19 protein-coding genes and 7 tRNA genes are annotated in these 20388 nt (G+C 72.7%); 11 read left to right on the plus strand and 15 right to left on the minus strand.

The genetic code is table 11. The features are described from left to right. Nucleotides 1–57: 57 nt before the first annotated feature. From pdxT to pgsA, 6 genes are all read right to left on the minus strand, one after another. Entirely contained in the window at nucleotides 58–648 is a 591-nt protein-coding gene (gene pdxT, locus JJV70_RS19065; RefSeq protein WP_219049241.1) for a pyridoxal 5'-phosphate synthase glutaminase subunit PdxT, read from the minus strand. Between the two features lie 127 nt (nucleotides 649–775). After that, nucleotides 776–1624: a pyridoxal 5'-phosphate synthase lyase subunit PdxS gene (pdxS, locus tag JJV70_RS19070; protein WP_257574219.1), complete on the minus strand. Its 849-nt coding sequence runs from the start codon at nucleotides 1622–1624 to the stop codon at nucleotides 776–778. A 309-nt stretch (nucleotides 1625–1933) separates the two neighbouring features. Next, a complete protein-coding gene (locus tag JJV70_RS19075; protein ID WP_308294904.1) occupies nucleotides 1934–2626 on the minus strand; it encodes a hypothetical protein in 693 nt (230 codons plus the stop codon). Between the two features lie 117 nt (nucleotides 2627–2743). Further along, nucleotides 2744–3904 carry a glycosyltransferase family 4 protein gene (locus tag JJV70_RS19080; protein WP_219049243.1) on the minus strand — a complete coding sequence of 387 codons (1161 nt, stop codon included), beginning with the start codon at nucleotides 3902–3904 and terminating at the stop codon, nucleotides 2744–2746. Beyond that, a complete protein-coding gene (locus JJV70_RS19085) occupies nucleotides 3901–4812 on the minus strand; it encodes a phosphatidylinositol mannoside acyltransferase (protein ID WP_219049244.1) in 912 nt (303 codons plus the stop codon). Before JJV70_RS19085 ends, JJV70_RS19080 begins: the two co-directional genes overlap by 4 nt. Beyond that, complete coding sequence (pgsA, locus tag JJV70_RS19090) at nucleotides 4809–5597, minus strand: phosphatidylinositol phosphate synthase (RefSeq protein WP_219049257.1); 789 nt, start codon at nucleotides 5595–5597, stop codon at nucleotides 4809–4811. Before pgsA ends, JJV70_RS19085 begins: the two co-directional genes overlap by 4 nt. Before the next feature lie 260 nt (nucleotides 5598–5857). Here pgsA and JJV70_RS19095 point away from each other — a divergent pair, with 260 nt between their 5' ends. Continuing rightward, nucleotides 5858–8065 (plus strand): elongation factor G-like protein EF-G2, encoded by a 2208-nt coding sequence (locus JJV70_RS19095; RefSeq protein WP_219049245.1) that lies wholly within the window; start codon nucleotides 5858–5860, stop codon nucleotides 8063–8065. 167 nt (nucleotides 8066–8232) lie between these two features. Then, entirely contained in the window at nucleotides 8233–9966 is a 1734-nt protein-coding gene (locus JJV70_RS19100) for a hypothetical protein (RefSeq protein WP_219049246.1), read from the plus strand. Between the two features lie 46 nt (nucleotides 9967–10012). Here JJV70_RS19100 and JJV70_RS19105 read toward each other — a convergent pair whose 3' ends face one another. From JJV70_RS19105 to JJV70_RS19120, 4 genes are all read right to left on the minus strand, one after another. Beyond that, a complete protein-coding gene (locus JJV70_RS19105; protein WP_219049258.1) occupies nucleotides 10013–10576 on the minus strand; it encodes an HIT domain-containing protein in 564 nt (187 codons plus the stop codon). A gap of 234 nt (nucleotides 10577–10810) precedes the next feature. Further along, nucleotides 10811–12790: a threonine--tRNA ligase gene (thrS, locus tag JJV70_RS19110; protein ID WP_219049247.1), complete on the minus strand. Its 1980-nt coding sequence runs from the start codon at nucleotides 12788–12790 to the stop codon at nucleotides 10811–10813. Nucleotides 12791–12981: 191 nt separating this feature from the next. Continuing rightward, nucleotides 12982–13053, minus strand: a tRNA-Val gene (locus JJV70_RS19115). A 166-nt stretch (nucleotides 13054–13219) separates the two neighbouring features. Beyond that, nucleotides 13220–13291: transfer RNA gene (locus JJV70_RS19120), tRNA-Val, on the minus strand. Between the two features lie 249 nt (nucleotides 13292–13540). On the opposite strand from JJV70_RS19120, the gene JJV70_RS19125 reads away from it, so the two are divergent. Both JJV70_RS19125 and JJV70_RS19130 read left to right on the plus strand, forming a co-directional pair. Then, entirely contained in the window at nucleotides 13541–13954 is a 414-nt protein-coding gene (locus JJV70_RS19125) for an SsgA family sporulation/cell division regulator (protein ID WP_003959770.1), read from the plus strand. A 217-nt stretch (nucleotides 13955–14171) separates the two neighbouring features. Then, a complete protein-coding gene (locus JJV70_RS19130) occupies nucleotides 14172–14732 on the plus strand; it encodes a CGNR zinc finger domain-containing protein (RefSeq protein WP_219049248.1) in 561 nt (186 codons plus the stop codon). A gap of 31 nt (nucleotides 14733–14763) precedes the next feature. Here the strand turns inward: JJV70_RS19130 and JJV70_RS22955 are convergent, their stop codons facing one another. Both JJV70_RS22955 and JJV70_RS19135 read right to left on the minus strand, forming a co-directional pair. Continuing rightward, entirely contained in the window at nucleotides 14764–14889 is a 126-nt protein-coding gene (locus JJV70_RS22955; RefSeq protein ID WP_257574210.1) for a hypothetical protein, read from the minus strand. Between the two features lie 68 nt (nucleotides 14890–14957). Next, entirely contained in the window at nucleotides 14958–15416 is a 459-nt protein-coding gene (locus JJV70_RS19135) for a hypothetical protein (RefSeq protein ID WP_219049249.1), read from the minus strand. A 58-nt stretch (nucleotides 15417–15474) separates the two neighbouring features. Between JJV70_RS19135 and JJV70_RS19140 the strand changes: the two genes are divergently transcribed. Beyond that, nucleotides 15475–15984 (plus strand): DsbA family protein, encoded by a 510-nt coding sequence (locus tag JJV70_RS19140; RefSeq protein ID WP_219049250.1) that lies wholly within the window; start codon nucleotides 15475–15477, stop codon nucleotides 15982–15984. An 83-nt stretch (nucleotides 15985–16067) separates the two neighbouring features. Here the strand turns inward: JJV70_RS19140 and JJV70_RS19145 are convergent, their stop codons facing one another. Together JJV70_RS19145 and JJV70_RS19150 are read right to left on the minus strand one after the other, a co-directional pair. After that, a complete protein-coding gene (locus JJV70_RS19145) occupies nucleotides 16068–16886 on the minus strand; it encodes an aminotransferase class IV (protein ID WP_219049259.1) in 819 nt (272 codons plus the stop codon). A 9-nt stretch (nucleotides 16887–16895) separates the two neighbouring features. After that, nucleotides 16896–17948, minus strand: a complete 1053-nt coding sequence (locus tag JJV70_RS19150; RefSeq protein WP_219049251.1) for a chorismate-binding protein — start codon at nucleotides 17946–17948, stop codon at nucleotides 16896–16898. Between the two features lie 108 nt (nucleotides 17949–18056). On the opposite strand from JJV70_RS19150, the gene JJV70_RS19155 reads away from it, so the two are divergent. From JJV70_RS19155 to JJV70_RS19175, 5 genes are all read left to right on the plus strand, one after another. Further along, nucleotides 18057–18129 (plus strand) — tRNA-Gly (locus JJV70_RS19155). Between the two features lie 31 nt (nucleotides 18130–18160). Beyond that, nucleotides 18161–18234, plus strand: a tRNA-Cys gene (locus JJV70_RS19160). A gap of 1 nt (nucleotide 18235) precedes the next feature. Then, nucleotides 18236–18307: transfer RNA gene (locus tag JJV70_RS19165), tRNA-Val, on the plus strand. A gap of 23 nt (nucleotides 18308–18330) precedes the next feature. Next, nucleotides 18331–18402, plus strand: a tRNA-Val gene (locus tag JJV70_RS19170). Between the two features lie 22 nt (nucleotides 18403–18424). Further along, nucleotides 18425–18496: transfer RNA gene (locus JJV70_RS19175), tRNA-Val, on the plus strand. A 225-nt stretch (nucleotides 18497–18721) separates the two neighbouring features. Here JJV70_RS19175 and JJV70_RS19180 read toward each other — a convergent pair. Next, nucleotides 18722–18946: a hypothetical protein gene (locus JJV70_RS19180; protein WP_219049252.1), complete on the minus strand. Its 225-nt coding sequence runs from the start codon at nucleotides 18944–18946 to the stop codon at nucleotides 18722–18724. A 518-nt stretch (nucleotides 18947–19464) separates the two neighbouring features. On the opposite strand from JJV70_RS19180, the gene JJV70_RS19185 reads away from it, so the two are divergent. Continuing rightward, nucleotides 19465–20388, plus strand: a 924-nt coding sequence (locus tag JJV70_RS19185) for a serine/threonine-protein kinase (protein ID WP_219049253.1), incomplete at its 3' end; no start/stop codon positions are given.

Raw genomic sequence — 20388 nt, forward strand, 5'->3', positions numbered from 1 at the left:
TCGCTCCTTCGATGTCACCAACGGGTTACCAGTGCGGCCGATCCTACCGTCAGCGCGTCACGCCGCGGCGCGGACCATCTGGACGAACAGCTCGTGCACCCGGTGGTCGCCGGTGAGTTCGGGGTGGAAGGCCGTCGCGAGGAGGTTGCCCTGGCGGACCGCGACGGGGTGTCCGGCGTAGGCGGCGATGATCTCGGTGGCGGCGCCGGTGGACTCCACCCACGGCGCGCGGATGAAGACGCCCTCGACCGGGCCGCCGTCCACGCCGGTGACCTCGACGGCCGCCTCGAAGGACTCGTTCTGGCGGCCGAAGGCGTTGCGGCGCACGATCATGTCGATGCCGCCGATCGTCTCCTGGCCGGAGCGCGGGTCGAGGATCTTGTCGGCGAGCATGATCATGCCCGCGCAGGAGCCGTAGGCGGGCAGGCCCGCACGCACCCGGGCGCGCAGCGGCTCCAGCAGCCCGAAGACGCGGGCCAGCTTGTAGATGGTGGTGGACTCGCCGCCGGGGATGACCAGGCCCTCGACCTCGGCGAGCTCCTCGGGGCGGCGGACCTGGCGGGCGTCGGCACCCGCGGAAGCGAGCGCCGCCAGGTGCTCCCTGACGTCGCCCTGCAGGGCCAGGACACCGATGACGGGGTTGCTCACGGATTCCTCTTCGGCACGGGGGTGGCAGGCGGGACGTGGTGACCGGCGTGGCGGGCGGTCCAGCTCCCGCGCGGGGCCGGACCGCCGGGGCCACGCAGCACCACGTGGCGCGGTTACGGGCGGGGTGTCACCAGCCGCGGCTGGCGTAGCGCTCCGCGTCCTCAAGGGTGTCGCAGTTGATGCCGACCATGGCCTCGCCCAGGTTGCGGGAGGCGTCGGCGATGATCTTCGGGTCGTCGAAGAAGGTGGTGGCCTTGACGATGGCGGCGGCGCGCTTGGCCGGGTCGCCGGACTTGAAGATGCCGGAGCCGACGAAGACGCCCTCGGCGCCGAGCTGGCGCATCAGCGCGGCGTCGGCCGGGGTGGCGACACCGCCGGCGGAGAACAGCACGACCGGCAGCTTGCCCAGCTCGGCCACCTCGGCGACCAGCTCGTAGGGGGCGCGCAGCTCCTTGGCGGCGGCGTACAGCTCGTGGTTGTCCAGGCCCTTCAGGCGGGCGATCTCGCCCTTGATCTGGCGCATGTGGCGCACGGCCTCGACGACGTTGCCGGTGCCGGCCTCCCCCTTGGAGCGGATCATCGCCGCGCCCTCGGCGATACGGCGCAGAGCCTCGCCCAGGTTGGTGGCACCGCAGACGAACGGCGTGGTGAAGGCGAACTTGTCGCTGTGGTTGACCTCGTCGGCGGGGGTGAGGACCTCGGACTCGTCGATGTAGTCCACCCCGAGGGCCTGGAGGACCTGCGCCTCGACGAAGTGGCCGATGCGGGACTTGGCCATCACCGGGATGGAGACGGCGTCGATGATGCCCTCGATCATGTCCGGGTCGGACATGCGGGCGACACCGCCGTCCTTGCGGATGTCGGCCGGGACCCGCTCCAGGGCCATGACGGCGACGGCCCCGGCATCCTCGGCGATCTTCGCCTGCTCCGGCGTGACGACGTCCATGATCACGCCGCCCTTGAGCTGCTCGGCCATGCCGCGCTTGACCCGGGCGGTGCCGGTCTCGGGGGTCGGGGAAGTGCTGGGGGACGTGGTGGACACGGTTGACCTCACTCGGCGGAAAGACGGACTACGACGAACTACACAACTGGGGCGCCAGGAGCGTCAGGAACGGGGAGAACCCCGGCACACACCGCAGTGGCGGCCGGGCGGGCCGCCGCGTTCCATCGTAGGCCCGTTCGGGACACCACCCGGACCGGCCACGAAGGCCACTTCGACGACCGATCCTGCTCCATGATGGAGCAAAGCGGACCGGATGGTGGCCGGGAAAGGTCCAATTCGCGGTCAGTGGCCCGCCCCGGCGCCGTCGCCCCGGCGCCCCGCGTCTCCTCCGGTTCCCTTCCCGTCGCGTTCGCGCTCGCCGCCGGGCGGTCCAGGGGGCTGACTCCGGGACGGGCCACCCGCGTCGGCGGGGGCCGGGGCGCCATGCGCGGTGGAGCGGTCCACCAGTGCGGCGGGGGGCTCGTCGTCCATCTCGAACGCCAGCGGGAACGGCGCATGACCGGCCAGGCGCAGCCAGCGCACCGCGCGGTGCCGGCGCAGCGCGCGGGCGGCCCGCACGGCGTCGTTGTGGAACCGCCGGGCCATCGGCACCCGGCGCACCGCCTCGGCCAGCTCCCCCACCGACTCCTCGCCGCCTGGCACCGCGCGCACCGCCTCCATCTGCCCGGGCTCACCGAGGACGGCCCGCAGCGCCTGGCTCAGTTCGCTCTCGGCCACCTCGCGCTGCTCCTCCGCCGCCAGCCGGGCGTCGTGCGCGCTCTGGTACAGCAGCATGGACGCGGCCGGGTCAAAGACCCCGGAGGTGGCCAGCTCCTGTGCCACGGACGCGCGCCGCAGCAGCTGGGCGTCCAGCGCGGCGCGGGCGGCGTCGATGCGGGCGTGCAGCCGGTCCAGCCGTCCGGCGGTCCAGCTCAGGTAGACGCCGGTGACCACCAGCGCCACGGTGATCCACAGGACCCAGGAAAGCGCACTCACAGGGCGCAACGTTAGCGGACCCCGTGCGGGCCGCTCCCGGGCGCTGCCCGCCGCCTGCCACCCCCTGCCCGCCCCGCCGCCCGGCTCGCCCGGCCAGCGGTCCGGCTCCGGCTCCGGCTACGGACGTCCTGGGCGCAGGCGGTTCAGCGGACGCAGGCGCTCGTCGGCGGCCACCGTGGAGGCGCCCTCGGTGACCGTCTCGTAGACGGCGAGGATGTCGGCGGCCACCGTGCCCCAGTCGAAGCGCCGCACGTGGGCGGCGGCCAGCTCGCGCAGCTCGGTGCGCCGGGCGGCGTCCGCCAGCAGCCGCACCGCGGCCTCGGCGAGCGCGTCGGCGTCCCCGCCGGGGAACACCTCGCCCGCGGTGCCGCCGCCGAGCACCTGGACGAAGGCGTCCAGGTCGCTGGCCAGCACCGGCGCCCCCGCCGACATCGCCTCCACCAGGATGATCCCGAAGCTCTCGCCGCCGGTGTTGGGCGCCACGTAGACGTCCACGCTGCGCAGCAGCCGCGCCTTGTCCTCGTCGCTGACCATGCCGAGGAACTCCACCCGGTCCCGCAGGTGCGCCGGGAGCCCGGCCACGGCCTCCTGCTCGTCCCCGCGACCGGCCACCAGCAGCCGCGTGTGCGGACGGCGCTCCAGGATCGAGGGCAGCGCCCGCATGAGGACCGGCAGGCCCTTGCGCGGCTCGTCGATGCGGCCGATGAAGCCGATGGTTTCGCCCTGCCACTCGGCCTTCGGCTCGGCGTCGGCGAAGAAACCGACATCCACGCCGTTGGGAATGACGACGGCGTCCCCGCCCAGGTGCTCCACCAGCGTGCGCCGGGCGTACTCGCTGACCGCGATGCGGGCGCTGATCTTCTCCAGCGCGGGCTGCAGGATCGGGTACGCGGCGATCATGGCGCGCGAGCGCGGGTTGGAGGTGTGGAAGGTGGCGACGATCGGCCCGCGTGCGGCCCAGCAGGCCAGCAGCGTCAGTGAGGGCGCGGCGGGTTCGTGCACGTGCAGCACGTCGAAGTCGCCGTCGGCCAGCCAGCGGCGCACCCGGGCCGCGGAGAGCACGCCGAAGCTGAGCCGGGCCACCGAGCCGTTGTAGGGCACCGGCAGGGCGCGGCCCGCGGAGACGACGTAGGGCGGCAGCGGCGTCTCGTCGTCGGCCGGGGCCAGCACGGAGACCTTATGGCCGAGCCGGATCAGGTGTTCGGCGCAGTCGCGGATGTGGAACTGCACCCCGCCGGGCACGTCCCAGGCGTAGGGGCAGACGATGCCGATCCTCACCGCACGGACTCCGCTCCGTCACGCGCGGGCAGGTCGGCCAGCCACAGGCGCTGCAGCATGTGCCAGTCGGCGGGGTGCTCGGCGATCGCCCCGGCGAAGACGTCCGCGAGCGCCTGCGTCATGGCGGCGGCCTTCTCGCGCCGGCTGCCGCTCTCCGGCACCTCGATCGGGGGGTGGACGCGGGCCTTCATCACCGGCGTGTCGTCGAACCACAGGCTGGCTGGCAGCAGTGGGGCGCCGGTCTGCAGGGCGAGCAGCGCGGGGCCCGCGGGCATGCGCGTGGGCTCGCCGAAGAAGCTGACCTCCACCCCGGACGCCGACAGGTCGCGGTCGGCGACGAGGGCGACCACGCCGCCCGCCCGCAGCCGCCGTGCCAGCACGCCGAAGGGGGTACCGCCGTCGTGCGGCAGCACCTCCATGCCCAGCGACTCCCGGTAGGCGACGAACCGGTCGTACAGCGACTCCGGCTTGAGCCGCTCGGCGACGGTGGACAGCCGCACGCCGAGCTGCGTGGTGACCCAGGCGCCGGCGAGGTCCCAGTTGCCCAGGTGCGGCAGGGCCAGGACGACGCCCTGACCGCGTTCCACCGGCTCGGTCAGCCGGTGCACGTCGGTGATCTCCAGGCCCCAGGCGATGCGCTGCCGGTTCCACGTGGGCAGGCGGAAGGACTCCATCCAGTACCGCAGGTAGGAGCGCATACCGGCGTGCGTCAGGTCCGCGAGCTGCTGCGGTGAGGCGTGGGGCACGACGCGGGCGAGGTTCGCCTCCAGCTGCCGCACCCCGGCGCCGCGCCGCTTCCAGGCGGTGTCGGCGATGCGCTGTCCGAGCCGTACCGCGACCGGTTCCGGCAGCCGCTTCACTCCCGCCCAGCCCAGCCCGTACAGGCCGTCGGTGAGCCGTTCCCTCATGCGGGCCTCTTCCTCCCCTGTTCCGTGCCGCGCGGCCGGCCGGCGCGCGGTGTGCCGGTGCTCCCGGCGTCGGTGTCCCCGGCGGCGTCGCCACTCCCCGGCCCGGCGGACCCGGACGCCGCTGTGGCGTCGGCTGCGTCGCCGGCGTCGGCTGCGTCGGCTGCGGATGACTCCCGGCGCACCGTCACCACGCGCTGCACCAGCGTGACGGCGCTGCCCACCGCGACCACCCATAGGGCCACCGGCAGCAGCACCCCGATGTGGGGGACGCCGAAGGTGGTCTCGAAGCCTGCCAGGCCGGTCAGCACCAGCGTGATGACCAGCCGCTCGGCGCGCTCCACCAGCCCGTTGACGTTCACCGGCAGGCCGATGGACTCCCCGCGCGCCTTGGTGTAGGAGACCACCTGTCCGCTGGCCAGGCAGAAGATCGCCAGCGCGCACAGCAGCAGCGAGTTCCCCGCCCCGGCGAACCACAGCGCGAGCCCGCCGAAGACGGCGGCGTCGGCGACCCGGTCCAGGGTGGAGTCCAAGAACGCGCCCCAGCGGCTGGAGCGGCCCAGCTGCCGGGCCATGTTGCCGTCCACCAGGTCGGAGAAGACGAACAGCGTGATGGTGACAACGCCCCAGAAGAACTCCCCCAGCGGGAAGAACACCAGCGCTCCGGCGACCACGCCCGCGGTCCCGACCAGGGTGACGGCGTCCGGGCTCACCCCCAGGCGCAGCAGCAACGCGGCGAACGGGGTCAGGACACGCGTGAAGAAAGCACGCGCGTACTTGTTCAGCATGGCGGTCCCGGGGTCGGTGCGGGCGGTGGCGCTCCTTGCCACCGGCGGCCCCATCGTAGCCAGCGCCGGGCGGACGTTACGGAGCGGTAGCGCGATCAGCGGCGGGCCGCGGCACCGGACCGCGCCGTATGGACGGGTGATGCCCGCGGTGCAAAGCTCGAATGGAGGCATCCCTCCCAGCGGGGGTATCCCTCGCACGGAGGCATCCGAGGTCTCGCCGCGCACGGGCGGCCGGCCTTCGAGCGGTAAGGCGGGACGTCATGGGCGACAAGTCGAACACTCCTCAGGGAGCCGCCGGCAGGGCTACGGCGGCCGACCGGCCCGCGGACCTGCGCAACGTGGTGCTGGTCGGCCCCAGCGGAGCGGGCAAGACCACTCTGGTGGAGGCGCTGGCCCTGGCCACCGGCGCGGTGCAGCGCGCGGGCCGGGTGGAGGACGGGGCGGCGGTCTCCGACTACGACGAGATCGAGCACCGGCAGCACCGCTCGGTGCAGCTGTCCCTGGTGCCGCTCGGCTGGGACGGGGTGCGGATCAACGTGCTGGACACCCCCGGGTACGCCGACTTCGTCGGGGAGCTGCGGGCCGGTCTGCGGGCGGCGGACGCGGCCCTGTTCGTCGTCTCGGCCGCCGACGGGGTGGACGGCGGTACCCGGATGATCTGGGAGGAGTGCGCGGCCGTCGGCATGCCGCGGGCCATTGTCGTCACCCACCTGGAGGCTGCGCGCGCGGACTTCGCGGAGATGACGGCCCGCTGCCAGGAGGCGTTCGGCGGTGACAACGCCGACGCCGTCCTCCCGCTGTACCTGCCGCTGTACGGGGCGGCCGGAGCCGACGGGCACTCCCCCGTCACCGGGCTGATCGGCCTGCTGTCGCAGCGCGTCTTCGAGTACGGCAGCGGTCAGCGGCAGGAGCGGGCGCCGGTGGCGGGCGAGGTGCCGCTGATCGCCGAGGCCCGCAACCGGCTCATTGAGGGCATCATCGCCGAGAGCGAGGACGAGACCCTGATGGACCGCTACCTCGGTGGCGAGGACATCGACGTGAAGACGCTCGTCGGGGACCTGGAGAAGGCCGTGGCCCGGGGCTGTTTCCACCCGGTGCTCGCCGCCGCCCCGGCCGCTCCCGAAGCCCGGCACGGCATCGGGACGCTGGAATTGCTGGAGCTGGTCACCGGCGGTTTCCCCACTCCGGAGGAACACCCGCTGCCGCCCGTCACCAGCCCGGAGAGCGCCCCGCGTCCGCCGCTGGCCTGTGACCCGTCCGGCCCGCTGGTGGCCGAGGTGGTCAAGACCGCCTCCGACCCCTACGTCGGCCGGATATCGCTGGTGCGGGTCTTCTCCGGCACGCTGCGGCCGGACATGACCGTGCACGTCTCCGGGCACGGGCTGGCCGACCGTGGCCACGAAGACCACGACGTGGACGAGCGGGTGGGCGCGCTGACCTCGCCGTTCGGCAAGCACCAGCGCACCCTGGCGCACGCCGTCGCCGGTGACCTGGCCTGCGTCGCCAAGCTCACCCGCGCCGAGACCGGCGACACCCTCTCGGCTAGGGACGACCCGCTGCTGATGGCCCCGTGGGCGATGCCCGAGCCGCTGCTGCCCGTCGCCGTCGTCGCACACAGCAAGGCCGACGAGGACAAGCTGTCCCAGGGGCTGGCCCGCGTCGTCGCGGAGGACCCGACGATGCGGCTGGAGCACAACCCCGACACGCACCAGGTGGTGCTGTGGTGCATGGGCGAAGCGCACCGCGACGTCGTGCTGGAGCGGCTGCGCACCCGGTACGGGGTGCGGGTGGACACCGAGCCGCACCGCATCGCGCTGCGCGAGACCTTCGCCGCGCCCGCCGCTGGCCGCGGACGCCACGTCAAGCAGTCCGGCGGCCACGGCCAGTTCGCGATCTGCGAGATCAGCGTCGAACCGCTGCCGGTGGGTTCGGGCATCGAGTTCGCCGACCAGGTGGTGGGCGGCGCGGTACCCCGGCAGTTCATCCCGTCGGTGGAGAAGGGCGTGCGCGCGCAGGCCGCCAAGGGCGTGGCGAGCGGTAACCCGCTGGTGGACGTGCGAGTGACACTGCTGGACGGCAAGGCACACTCGGTGGACTCCTCCGACGCCGCCTTCCAGACCGCCGGCGCACTCGCCCTGCGCGAGGCGGCGGCCGGGGCGCCGGTGCACCTGCTGGAGCCGGTGGCGGCGGTGAGCGTACAGGTACCCGACGAGTACGTCGGGACGGTGATGAGCGACCTGTCCGCCCGGCGCGGCCGCGTGCTGGGCACCGAGCAGGGCGACGGAGCGACGACGCTGGTTCGGGCGGAGATCCCGGAGCTGGAGATCAGCCGCTACGCGGTGGACCTGCGCTCGCTCTCCCACGGCACCGGACGCTTCACCCGCGCCTACGCCCGCCACGAGCCGATGCCACACCAGGTAGCGGAGCGGATGGGTACAGCGGAGCGGGTGAGTACGCGGAGTGGGTGAGTGCGGCGGAGCGGGTGAGTGCGGCGGGGGGGCGGTCACGGCGAACGGAGCGGAACGGGCGCGGAACGCGGCTACCCTGACACTCCGGCAGATGTTTCGCTCCCCGCCCCGGTGGGGATCGGGCCAAGTGGCCCGGTGCGGACCAGGAGTCAGGAGTGGGGGCAGCAGTGGCAGGCTTCGACGACCGCAGGCACGGCGTGGAGGTGGACTTCAGCCCGGGCGCCCAGGTGCCGCTCAGCGGCGGCGACTCCGGGCAGACGGCGGCCACCCAGGCGCTGGCCTCGGCCGCGTACCGGGACGGGCCGGTGTCCGGCCTGGTGGAGATCAACGCGGCGACGGCGGTCAAGGGCCCCAAGCTGTCGCTGTTCGAGCCGGACCTGGGTGAGGCATTCGCCCGGGCCGTGATCGTCCGCATGCTCGGCGGTGCCCGCAAACCGCTCGTGCAGTCCTTCGGCACGGACCCCCTCACGGTCGCCGACCACTGTCTGGCGGCCACGCGCATCCGCAAGGCGCGGGATGTCCGGCTCACCGTCCTCATGGTGCTCTTCGGCGTCCTGTTCCTGCCGGGGGTGCTGCTGTGGCTGGCCGGTTTCCAGCTGCGGCGGACGCTGACGGGCCTGCGGGGCCGCCTGTCCGAAGCGCCCACCGTGGTGCAGGCCGTCGGCGCGGTGAAGCTGGCCCGGCTCGCGGGGGTCGCCGCCACCCTGGCGGGGACGGCGCTGCTGGCGCTGGGGGCACTGCTGCTGGTGGCGGTGGTGCTCTTGCCGATGGGCGGTCTCATCGGGCTGTACCTGATCGCCATGCTGGTGGCCCCGGTGGTCGGCTGGCTGCTGGCCAAGCGGGTGTGCGAACGGTACGCCAAGGACCTGCGCGCGTTCTGGTCCGGCCTGCTCGGCGGCGGCGGGGTCGGCGCGCGCATCCCGGAGGCGGTACCGCAGGACCCGAACGACAAGGAGGCCGAGACGCTGCGCCAGGCGCTGACGAAGGTCGCCGCCGAGCAGCACAGCAACGTGGTCTTCTACGCGGGCCCCAAGGGCATACTGGGCATGGGCACCCGCTGGGGCAGCTGGCAGCTGGCCGAGGAGCTGACTCCGGCCGAGGGCGTGGACGACATCAACCCCTTCCGCAGCTGGGACGTCATCCGGGCCATCGAGGACCGGCTGCGCCTGCTGGAGCGCGGCCCGCTGCACACCGGCGGCTTCCCCAAGCCGTCGATACGGCACTGGATCGTCGCGCCGGTCGGGGAGGGCGCCAAGGAGGTCGCGCGGCCGGACGGGCAGGAGATCGAGTCGTTCCAGGTGAGGGACTTCGAGATCCAGCGCATCTGCAACGAGCAGCAGTTCGGCAGCGGCAACCGGCACTACCTGGGCGTGCAGTTCGTGCTCTGGGACGGTCAGCTGGTCCTGACCCTGATGATCACGGTCACGGTGCTGCACCACACGCTCCGCGTGGAGGTGACCGGACACGCGCTCGGGCCGGTGCACCCGCTGTTCACGACCAAGCCGGAGCCGAAGGAGAAGGAGGTGGCCAAGCACGTGAAGTTCTGGGAGACCAAGACGGTGCCGCTGCCTTTGGTGGAGACGCCCGAGGTGGTGCGCCTGGCCGCGCGCGCGCCGCTGACCTGGTTCCCGCCCGTGCTGGACTTCCTCGGCGGCAAGCTGACCCTGCCCGAGCCGTTCGGGCTGCGCCACACCTGGGCGAACCCGCCCTGGCGGCACCGCTTCATGGCCGACGACGCGCTGCGCGCCGCCGCGCCCGTGCTGCGCGTGGTGCACGGGGCCACCATGAGGGTGCTGGCGGACAACGGGGTGGACACCGAGAAGTTCTCCAACCGCTCGGCGTTCCTCAGTGGCGCCGTCCAGGCCCACACCCCGGCCAACGCCGACAAGTACGAGGTCTGACGAGCCGGGACGGCCCGGCGCGAAGCCGCGCCCGCCCCGGGCCGGCTCAGTTCTCGGCGGGCCAGGACGCGGCCAGCATGCGGCGGGTGTCGGCCAGCAGTTGCGGCAGCACCCGGGTGTGGCCGACCACCGGCATGAAGTTGGTGTCGCCGCCCCAGCGCGGCACGATGTGCTGGTGCAGGTGGGCGGCGATCCCGGCCCCGGCCACCGCGCCGAGATTCATGCCGACGTTGAAACCCTGCGCGCCCGAGGCCGTCCGCAGCGCCGTCATCGCCCGCTGGGTCAGCAGCGCCAGCTCGGCCGTCTCGGCCTCCGTCAGCTCCGTGTAGTCGGCGACGTGCCGGAAGGGGACGACCATGCAGTGGCCGCCGGTGTACGGGTAGAGGTTGAGCACCGCGTAGACGTGCTCGCCGCGGGCCAGGACCAGGCCGTCCTCGTCGTCCTTTTGCGGGATCGCGCAGAACGGGCAGCCGTCCCCGGCGCCCGGGCCCGACGGCTTGTTCTCGCCCTGGATGTACGCCATCCGGTGCGGTGTCCACAGACGCTGGAACGCGTCCGGTGTGCCGACCCCGATCTGCTGTTCCGGCTCGCTGCTCATGCGGGCCAGCATATGGCGTCGCCGCACGGTGGCGTCTCGCCGGGGCGCAGGCCAGGACGGGGCGGAGATGCCAGCCGGCGAACGCCGGTGAACGCCGGTGAACGCTGACGACCACCGACGAACGAGGCGCCTTTCCGCCCGGCTGTCGCGCACGTCACGCCGAGAAGGGGCGCGGCGGCCGGGAGATGCCGGAGCCCTCCGGGACCGGTGATCCGCCGGAGGGCTCCGGGTGGTGCCGGGCTGGGGTCAGACCTGTACGCGGTCGGCCACGGCCCGGGCGATCTCGGCGAGCGCCTCCTCGCGCGGGATGCCGTTCTTCTGTGAGCCGTCGCGGTAGCGGAAGCTGACGGCACCAGCGGCGACGTCCTCGTCACCGGCGATGACCATGAACGGGACCTTGGCGCGCTGCGCGTTGCGGATCTTCTTCTGCATCCGGTCCGAGGACGCGTCCACCTCCATGCGCAGGCCGCGCTTCTTCGCCTCGGCGGCGAAGTCCTCCAGGTAGGGCACGTGGTCGTCGCCGATCGGGATGCCGAGCGCCTGCACGGGGGCCAGCCAGGCGGGGAAGGCACCCGCGTAGTGCTCCAGCAGCACGGCGAAGAACCGCTCGATCGAGCCGAACAGCGCCCGGTGGATCATCACCGGCCGCTGCCGCGAGCCGTCGGCGGCGGTGTACTCCAGCTCGAAGCGCTCCGGGAGGTTGAAGTCCACCTGGATCGTGGACATCTGCCAGGTGCGGCCGATCGCGTCCCGGGCCTGGACGGAGATCTTCGGTCCGTAGAACGCCGCCCCGCCCGGGTCGAGCACGAGTTCCAGGCCCTGCTTCTCGGCTGCCTCACGCAGTGTCTGGGTGGCTTCCTCCCAGTTCTCCTCCGAGCCGATGAACTTCTCCGGGTCCTTGGTGGACAGCTCCAGGTAGAAGTCCTCCAGGCCGTAGTCGCGCAGGAGGTTCAGCACGAAGGTGAGCAGCGAGTCCAGTTCCCCGGCCATCTGCTCCTTGGTGCAGTAGATGTGCGCGTCGTCCTGGGTGAACCCGCGGGCCCGGGTCAGGCCGTGCACGACACCGGACTTCTCATACCGGTAGACGGTCCCGAACTCGAACAGGCGCAGGGGGAGCTCCCGGTAGGAACGTCCGCGCGCGTCGAAGATCAGGTTGTGCATCGGGCAGTTCATCGGCTTGAGGTAGTAGTCGTGCACCTCGTCGAGTTTCATGGGCGGGTACATGCCGTCGGCGTACCAGTCCAGGTGCCCGGACTTCTCGAAGAGCTGCCCCTTGGTGGCGTGCGGGGTGTAGACGAACTCGTAGCCCGACTCCTCGTGCCGCCGCCGCGAGTAGTCCTCCATGACCCGGCGGATGATGCCGCCGCGGGGGTGGAAGACGGCGAGCCCGGAGCCGATGTCCTCCGGGACGGAGAACAGGTCCAGCTCGGCGCCGAGCTTGCGGTGGTCGCGCTTCTCGGCCTCGGCCAGGAACTCCAGGTACGCCTTCAGCTCGTCCTTGGACGGCCAGGCGGTGCCGTAGATGCGCTGGAGCTGGCGGTTCTTCTCGCTGCCGCGCCAGTAGGCGGCGGCCGAGCGCATCAGCTTGAACGCGGGGACCATGCGGGTGGTGGGCAGGTGCGGGCCCCGGCAGAGGTCCTTCCAGCACAGCTCGCCGGTCTTGGCGTCGAGGTTGTCGTAGATGGTCAGCTCACCGGCGCCGACCTCGGCCGCGGCGCCTTCCGCGGCGTCGGCGGCCGAACCCTTCAGGCCGATGAGTTCCAGCTTGTAGGGCTCACCGGCCAGCTCCTCGCGGGCGTCCTCGTCGGTGGTGACGCGGCGCGAGAAGCGCTGCCCGCGCTTGATGATCTCCTGCATCTTCTTCTCGATGCGCTTGAGATCGTCGGGGTGGAAGGGCTGCTCGACGTCGAAGTCATAGTAGAAGCCGTCCTTGATGGGCGGGCCGATGCCAAGCTTGGCGTCCGGGAACAGCTCCTGCACCGCCTGCGCCATCACGTGTGCGGTGGAGTGGCGCAGGATGTCCAGGCCGTCCGGGCTGGAGATCTCGACGGGCTCGACTTCCTCGCCGTCGGCCGGTTCCCAGGCGAGGTCCCTCAGCGCACCGGCGACCCGCGCCGCGATGACGCCGCGTTCGCCCTCGAAGAGCGCGGCGGCCGTAGTGCCCGTGGTCACCACGCGTTCTTCCCGCTCGGAATCGCGTTTGATGATCACATGGACATCGGACACCGGATCTCTCCTGACTCATGTGGACCCGCGCGGACGAGCGCCCGCGCCGAGGGGGAATCGTACCGAGCCGGGGCAGCCGGGCGCGAAACGGTTACCGGGGGCGGGCGGCGGCCCGGGCGGGGAGACGGGGCGGCGCGGGCCGGAGAAATGTGAGAAGCCGGTCCGTCAGACACGGACCGGCTTCGGCGGGGTGGGCGATACTGGGTTCGAACCAGTGACCTCTTCGGTGTGAACGAAGCGCTCTCCCACTGAGCTAATCGCCCGCGGTGCCCAGCGGCACGGAGAGAACCATACAGGGCGTCGCGACGAGTCACCAAACCGTCATCCGCCGAACGAAGGACGGTTCGACCGGGATGGCGGGCGGGCTCACGGGAGCCGCCGAAAACGCCACCGGGCCCGGAACGAAGCGTCCGGGCCCGGTGCACGCGGTGGGCGATACTGGGTTCGAACCAGTGACCTCTTCGGTGTGAACGAAGCGCTCTCCCACTGAGCTAATCGCCCGCGGTGCGGCGCCAACATTACCCCATGTCAGCGGGGCGAATGACCATGGAGCGCGGACGGCCCGCCGCCTGCGACACGCCACCCCGCTCACCGGGATGGAGCAATTGCCACAAGCGCCGATCCGCTGTACGAAGGACTTGAAGCAGCACAAATCGGTCAGAGGGGTTTACAACCGGCCGGTAGGTGGCATGTCGATTTCGCCGACGTGCGAACCCCCGAGCGCACACTGAGCGAAAGGCCCTGGCGCTTATGAACACCACGGTCAGCTGCGAGCTGCACCTGCGCCTCGTTGTATCGAGCGAGTCCTCCCTCCCCGTACCCGCGGGCCTGCGGTATGACACGGCCGACCCCTACGCCGTGCACGCGACCTTCCACACCGGCGCCGAGGAGACCGTCGAGTGGGTATTCGCCCGCGATCTCCTGGCCGAGGGGCTGCACCGCCCCACCGGCACCGGCGACGTACGCGTCTGGCCCTCCCGAAGCCACGGGCAGGGCGTCGTCTGCATCGCCCTCAGTTCCCCGGAGGGTGAAGCGCTGCTTGAGGCCCCGGCGCGGGCCCTGGAGTCGTTCCTGAAGCGGACGGACGCGGCGGTGCCGCCCGGCACGGAGCACCGTCACTTCGACCTCGACACCGAGCTCTCCCACATCCTCGCGGAGAGCTGAGACCACCACTCCGTGCCGTCCGACTCGGGGCGACGGCACGGGGCTGGTGCCCGCGCGGACGCCGGTGCCGCCGTCACGAGTCATCGTGGCGGCGGCACCGGCATGCCGGGCCTCGGCTAGAGTCTCCCGGCAGCCACGCAACGGCTGCGCAGCACCATCGTCCGGCGATGACGGACCATGGAGAGCGAGACGTCACCAGCCTGGGGAGCGACCGACCGTGCTGATCAACCACGACACCCGGTACGCCCTCAACGTGGTGGTGGACCTGCTCAACACCACACCGGACACCGACACCTCCGACGGCCTGACCGACCTGGCCAGCCTGCGGGAATACGTACGGCGCCACCACATCAGCGGGGTCGGCGAGCTGACCGAAGCCGACGTGGCAGCGGTCCGGCGGGTACGCGACCGCATCGGCCAGATCTTCGCCGCGCCCGACGTGCGCGGCGCCGCGGCCCTGGTCAACTCGCTCGTCGCCCAGGCCGGGACCACACCGCAGCTGACCGACCACGACGGGCACGACTGGCACGTCCACTACTTCGCCCCGGGCGCCTCCGTCGCGGATCATCTGGCGGCGGACGGCGGCATGGCACTCGGCTTCCTGCTGGTAGCCGGGGAGCTGGAGCGGCTGCGGCGCTGCGCGGCGCCGGACTGCCGACGGGCGTTCATCGACCTCTCGCGCAACCGCTCACGCCGGTACTGCGACAGCCGGACCTGTGGCAACCGCCTGCACGTCGCGGCCTACCGCGCGCGCCAGCGCGACGCGGCCCAGGGCTGACCCGGCCCGAGGCTGACCCGGCCCGGGGTGGTCACAGCACCAGCAGGTCGTGCAGGGCCGTCACCAGCAGGAGTGTGGCGATGACGGCGAGGAACAGCATCAGCGGCGGCTGGGACAGCGCGAACAGGCAGCCCCGGCGGCGGTCGGTGTCGGGCATCTCGCCGCGATGATGGCGCAGTCACGCCCCGGAGGCACGTCAACACGCCCGGCGCATAAGCCGGTTCGTCAGATGCCGTGCTTCTTCAGAATCGCCTCGATCTCGGAGAAGTCCTCGCCGCCCCCTGGGGGCTTGTTCGCCGGAGCGACGGCGGGACGGCTGCGCTCGGCCGGGCTCTGGGCGCCCTGTCCGGCCGGGGACTCGGCCCGCCGCGCTGCCCGGCCGCCGCCGCGCCGGGCGGAGCGGGCGCCCGCGAACCGGGCGGCGACGTACAGGACGACCGCGAGCGCCAGGACGGCGAACCCGGTCCACACCTGCGGGTCAACAACCAGGTCAGCGGCCCAGGAACCGGCGGCACGGCCGACTTCTCCGGCCAGGCCCAGCAGGCCGGAGAGGGCGAGCCCGATCGGCAGCAGCGCGACCGCCGCGATCCGGGTCGCGCGGACGAAGCGGCGCCGCCAGGCCGTCAGGAAGGCGATGGCGAGCCCGGCTGCGGAAAGTGCGGCGCACACGGTCAGGGTCAGCATGTATCCATCGTGCACCTCCATGGCGGGTGCGGTCATGCCCTGCTGACAGACTGCCCGCATGACAGACGCCTCCGACGCCCCCGCCCGCCCCGTGCTCGACGCGTGGTTCGACCTGCAGTGCCCGGACTGCCACACCGCGCTGGGCGACCTGACCGCGCTGCGGGAGCGGTACGGGCCACGGCTGGAGATCCGGGTGCGGCACTTCCCGCTGGCGAAGCACCGGCACGCCTACGCGGCGGCGCAGGCCGCCGAGGAGGCGTTCGCGCAGGGGCGCGGCGAGGAGTACGTCGAAGCGCTGCTGCCGCGCGGCGCGGAGCTGGGCAGGCGGGGTGAGCCGGTGCTGCTGGAGGTCGCGGCTCAGCTGGGGCTGGACGTGGACGAGGTGGAGACGTGCCTCATCGACGGGCGGCACCTGCTGGCGGTGGACGCCGACCAGGCTGAGGCGAAGGCGCTGGGCGTCACCGGCACCCCGTCCTACGTCATCGCCGGTGAGCGGCTGGACGGTGGCCGGAGCCAGGAGGGGCTGCGGGAGCGGATCGCGCAGCGGGTGGACCGGCTGCTGGGCTGAGCGCGGCGCTGGCGGGGGCCGTCACAGCAGCGGCTTGGCGTAGTGGTGGACGGCTGGGCCAAAGACGTACCAGCGCAGGGGCGTCAGGGGTCGAGATCGGCGGCGGAACGCTCCTCGAAGGTGCGCATAGCCTCCGCGGTGACCAGCCCCGGCGCGGCGGGCAGGTCGCGGCCGTTCAGGCGGCGCACGGCCTGGACGTCGCGCAGGGAGGAGGTGAGGAAGATCTCCTCGGCCCGGTCCAGGGCGTCCAGCGGCAGGTCGGTCTCCTTCGCCCCGCTCCACTGGAGCACCAGGGCGCGGGTGATGCCCGCGAGGCAGCCGGAGGCGAGCGGCGGAGTGTGCAATGCGCCGTCGAGGACGACGAAGACGTTGGAGCCGGTGCCCTCGCACAGCCGTCCGGCGCTGTTGCCGAACAGCGCCTCGGAGGCACCGTGGCTGCGGGCCTGGGCGAGGGCGACGACGTTCTCCGCGTAGGAGGTGGTCTTCAGCCCGGTGAGCGCGCCGCGCTCGTTGCGCGTCCACGGCACGGTGACGGCGGCGGTGGTGTCCGGGCGCCGGTGGGCGGCGGCCGCGGCGACCACGAGGGTGGGACCGGCCTCGCCCCGGTCCGAGCCCAGCGGGGACGGGCCGCCGGTGTAGGTGATGCGCAGCCGGCCCAGCGGCATCGGGTTGGCGTCCAGGACGGCGGCGCAGGCGCGGCGGACCTCGTCGGCGTCGGGCTCGGGCAGCCCGAGGCCGCGTGCGGAGGCGGCGAGCCGGTCCAGGTGGCGGGTGAGGGCGAACGGGCGGCCGGCGATGGCCTTGACCGTCTCGAAGACGCCGTCCCCGACGGTGAGCCCGTGGTCGAACACCGAGACGCGCGCGGTGTCCGCGTCCCGCAGCTTCCCGTCCAGCCAGATCAGCGGCACGGCCTACCTCCCGCTCGCTCGGTGCGCGTGTGCCCCCGACGCTACCGCGAGCAGCCGGGATGCCTTCAGCTCGGTCTCCGCCCACTCGCGTTCGGGGTCGGAGCCCCAGGTGATGCCCGCGCCGGTGCCGAAGCGCACGACGGCGCCGCCGGACGCGGTGCGGTCGAGCCAGAAGGTGCGGATGCCCACGGCCAGCTCGCCGGTGCGGCGGTCGGCGTCCACCCAGCCGACACCACCGCAGTACGGCCCGCGCGGCGCGGTCTCCAGCGCGTCGATGATGCGCAGCGCGCTGGACTTGGGGGCGCCGGTGACCGAGCCGGGCGGAAAGGTGGCCGCCAGCAGCTCCGCCCACCCGGTGCCCTCGGCCAGCTCACCGCGCACCGTGGAGACGAGGTGCACGAGGCCGGGGTGCTCTTCGACGGCGCACAGCGCGGGGACGGTGACGCTGCCGGCGGCGCAGACGCGGCCCAGGTCGTTGCGGACCAGATCGACGATCATCACGTTCTCGGCGTGGTCCTTGTCCAGCAGGTCGGCGGCGGTGCGTCCGGTGCCCTTGATCGGCCCGGAGTGCAGCGTGCGCCCGGTGCGGCGCACGTACAGCTCCGGGGAGGCGGTCGCGACCTCGACACCGTGGGCGGGCAGGTGCACGGTGCCCGCGTAGGGGGCGGGGTTGCCGTGGGCGAGGCGGGTGGTGAGCGCGTCCATGTCCGAGCGCTCGGCGTCGGGCAGCGGCGCGCTCAGCACCCGGCAGAGGTTGGCCTGATACACCTCTCCGCCCGCGATGTGCTCGCGGATGCGCCGCACGCCCGCGAGGTAGGCGGGGCGGTCGAGCGAAGACGTCCATGCCCGCGGGGCCGGGCCACGCCAGCGGTCGGCCGGAGCCGGACGCGGGTCGGGCCGGACGTCGCCGAAGCGGGCGCACACGACGCGTCCTTCGAAGTCGGCGACGACGGCCCACCATCCGCGGGAGTCGAGAGCCTGCGGGTCGTCGGTGACATCCCGCAGGTCGGAGGCGACGAGGCCGCCGAAGCGGGCGAAAGGGGCCGGATCGAGCACGCTGTCGAGTCTAGGACGAGCACGCAGGGTGAACGGAATTTGAGCTGGCCGGGGAATCCGCTAAAGTTCAACACGTCGCCGGGCCACGGCAGTGGCCGGGAGACGTCTGCGGACGTGGCTCAGCTGGTAGAGCATCACCTTGCCAAGGTGAGGGTCGCGAGTTCGAATCTCGTCGTCCGCTCGACAGTGCGGGGCTCGCGCCTCGCATGCCTGGTGGAGTGGCCGAGAGGCGAGGCAACGGCCTGCAAAGCCGTCTACACGGGTTCAAATCCCGTCTCCACCTCCACGGACGATTAGCTCAGCGGGAGAGCGCTTCCCTGACACGGAAGAGGTCACTGGTTCAATCCCAGTATCGTCCACTGGTCCCTCGCGGACCCTTCCCGCGCGATTAGCTCAGCGGGAGAGCGCTTCCCTGACACGGAAGAGGTCACTGGTTCAATCCCAGTATCGCGCACTGTCCCTCGCGGACCCTTCCCGGACGATTAGCTCAGCGGGAGAGCGCTTCCCTGACACGGAAGAGGTCACTGGTTCAATCCCAGTATCGTCCACCGCGACGAGCCCCCGGCCTGCTGGCCGGGGGCTCACGTGTGTGCGGGCGGGTGCCGTCCGGCGGGTGCGGTCCGGCCGGGTGTGCGGCCACCGGCCACGGCACGAGGCCCGGGCAGCCGCCTGGGCTGCCCGGGCCTGCCTGCCGTCCGCCGTTCCCCGTCCCCACGGGGTGCGTGTACCGGAACATCCCCAGCCCGGGCCGCTCTCCCGGGCCCGGGGCGCGGTCAGCGCCCCAGCATTCCGGCTACGGACGACGCCTGGGTGACCACGGCCTCCACCCCGCCGAAGAGCACGGCGAGCAGGAGGGCCAGCGGCAGGACCATGGCCACGGCGACCAGCGGGTGCCGTGTCTGCGCGGGCCTTTCACCACCGGTCGCGGCGAGTGCGGAGACCAGTCCGGTGAGCCGCTGCCGCGTCCGGACGGCCGGGCGCCCTGCCGTGTCCGCCATGATCGTCACTCCCTGTTCGCGTCCAGGGCGGCGGGTGGGTGACCTCGGGGGACGAGTGCGTGCACCCGCCGCTTGTCCCCAACGCTATGCGGGGGCGGGGGCGGGGGCGTCATGCGTGCGTACCGACCCCTGGGCATCCCTCAGGAGGACCTGAGACCCGGGCGAGTAGTCCCCAGGGTGGACGGCGCTCCCCCCGGCCCCAGGGTTGCCCCGGAGGGGAACCGGAGGGGAAACCACAGCCAGTCCTTGGACGGCCTGAACACGCCTTTCTCACAGCGAAGTTGGTGACTTCGATCACCTGGATCAGCGGGCAGGCGCGGTGCCTGTTGGGGTGTCAGGTGGCGTGCGTCACACGGGGATTGAGCTGGCATATGCCCAGGGCAGCGGGCCCGGCCCGGGTAATCCGTCCGGTGGCGCGTGCGCGGCCTGGCGGCGCTCAGGGGTGGCAGTCCGTAAGCTGTGATCCGTCAGAGGATGGGCACGTGGGGCCTCCCCACCGGAGGAGGTAGGGGAAGGACATGGCGATGATGCGGCTCCGGCGTGAGGACCCGCGAGTCGTCGGCTCGTTCAAGCTCCACCGGCGGCTGGGCGCCGGCGGTATGGGTGTGGTGTACCTGGGGTCGGACAAGCGCGGCCAGCGGGTCGCGCTCAAGGTCATCCGTCCGGATCTCGCCGAGGACCAGGAGTTCCGTTCGCGGTTCGCCCGTGAGGTGTCGGCGGCCCGCCGCATCCGCGGCGGCTGCACGGCCCGGCTGGTGGCCGCCGATCTGGACGCAGACCGGCCGTGGTTCGCCACCCAGTACGTGCCCGGCCCCTCCCTGCACGACAAGGTGCACGAGGGCGGTCCGCTGCCCCCGGCGCAGGTGGCGGCGATCGGCGCCGCGCTGGCCGAGGGGCTGGTCGCGGTGCACGAGGCGGGTGTCGTACACCGCGACCTCAAGCCGTCCAACATCCTGCTGTCCCCCAAGGGCCCGCGCATCATCGACTTCGGCATCGCCTGGGCGACGGGCGCGAGCACGCTGACGCACGTAGGCACGGCCGTCGGTTCGCCCGGTTTTCTCGCGCCCGAACAGGTGCGCGGCGCCGTGGTACAGCCCGCGACGGACGTCTTCTCACTCGGCGCCACGCTGGCCTACGCGGCCACCGGGGACTCGCCGTTCGGGCAGGGAAGTTCCGAGGTCATGCTCTACCGGGTGGTGCACGAGGAGGCGCAGCTGCACCTGGTGCCGCCCGCGCTCGCGCCCATCGTGCAGGCGTGCCTGGCGAAGGCCGCCGAGACTCGTCCGACCACGCTGCAACTCTCGCTGCGGCTCAAGGAGATCGCAGCGCGCGAGGCCCGGGGGCTGCCGGACGCCACCGAGCAGGCGCCAGCGCCGCGTCCCGCCGCGCGCCGGGCGGCCGAACCCGCGCGGCGCCGCCCCGGGCGTCCGCCCCGGGCGGCG

This window comes from Streptomyces sp. JJ66 (assembly GCF_019303495.1).
Classification (GTDB): domain Bacteria; phylum Actinomycetota; class Actinomycetes; order Streptomycetales; family Streptomycetaceae; genus Streptomyces.

Coding starts and splice junctions, on each gene's coding strand:
- pdxS (WP_257574219.1), bottom strand. CDS start 1,624: ATGGCCGAGCAGCTCAAGGGCGGCGTGATCATGGACGTCGTCACGCCG.
- JJV70_RS19085 (WP_219049244.1), bottom strand. CDS start 4,812: ATGAGGGAACGGCTCACCGACGGCCTGTACGGGCTGGGCTGGGCGGGA.
- pgsA (WP_219049257.1), bottom strand. CDS start 5,597: ATGCTGAACAAGTACGCGCGTGCTTTCTTCACGCGTGTCCTGACCCCG.
- JJV70_RS19095 (WP_219049245.1), top strand. CDS start 5,858: ATGGGCGACAAGTCGAACACTCCTCAGGGAGCCGCCGGCAGGGCTACG.
- JJV70_RS19105 (WP_219049258.1), bottom strand. CDS start 10,576: ATGCTGGCCCGCATGAGCAGCGAGCCGGAACAGCAGATCGGGGTCGGC.
- JJV70_RS19125 (WP_003959770.1), top strand. CDS start 13,541: ATGAACACCACGGTCAGCTGCGAGCTGCACCTGCGCCTCGTTGTATCG.
- JJV70_RS22955 (WP_257574210.1), bottom strand. CDS start 14,889: ATGCCCGACACCGACCGCCGCCGGGGCTGCCTGTTCGCGCTGTCCCAG.
- JJV70_RS19135 (WP_219049249.1), bottom strand. CDS start 15,416: ATGCTGACCCTGACCGTGTGCGCCGCACTTTCCGCAGCCGGGCTCGCC.
- JJV70_RS19140 (WP_219049250.1), top strand. CDS start 15,475: ATGACAGACGCCTCCGACGCCCCCGCCCGCCCCGTGCTCGACGCGTGG.
- JJV70_RS19180 (WP_219049252.1), bottom strand. CDS start 18,946: ATGGCGGACACGGCAGGGCGCCCGGCCGTCCGGACGCGGCAGCGGCTC.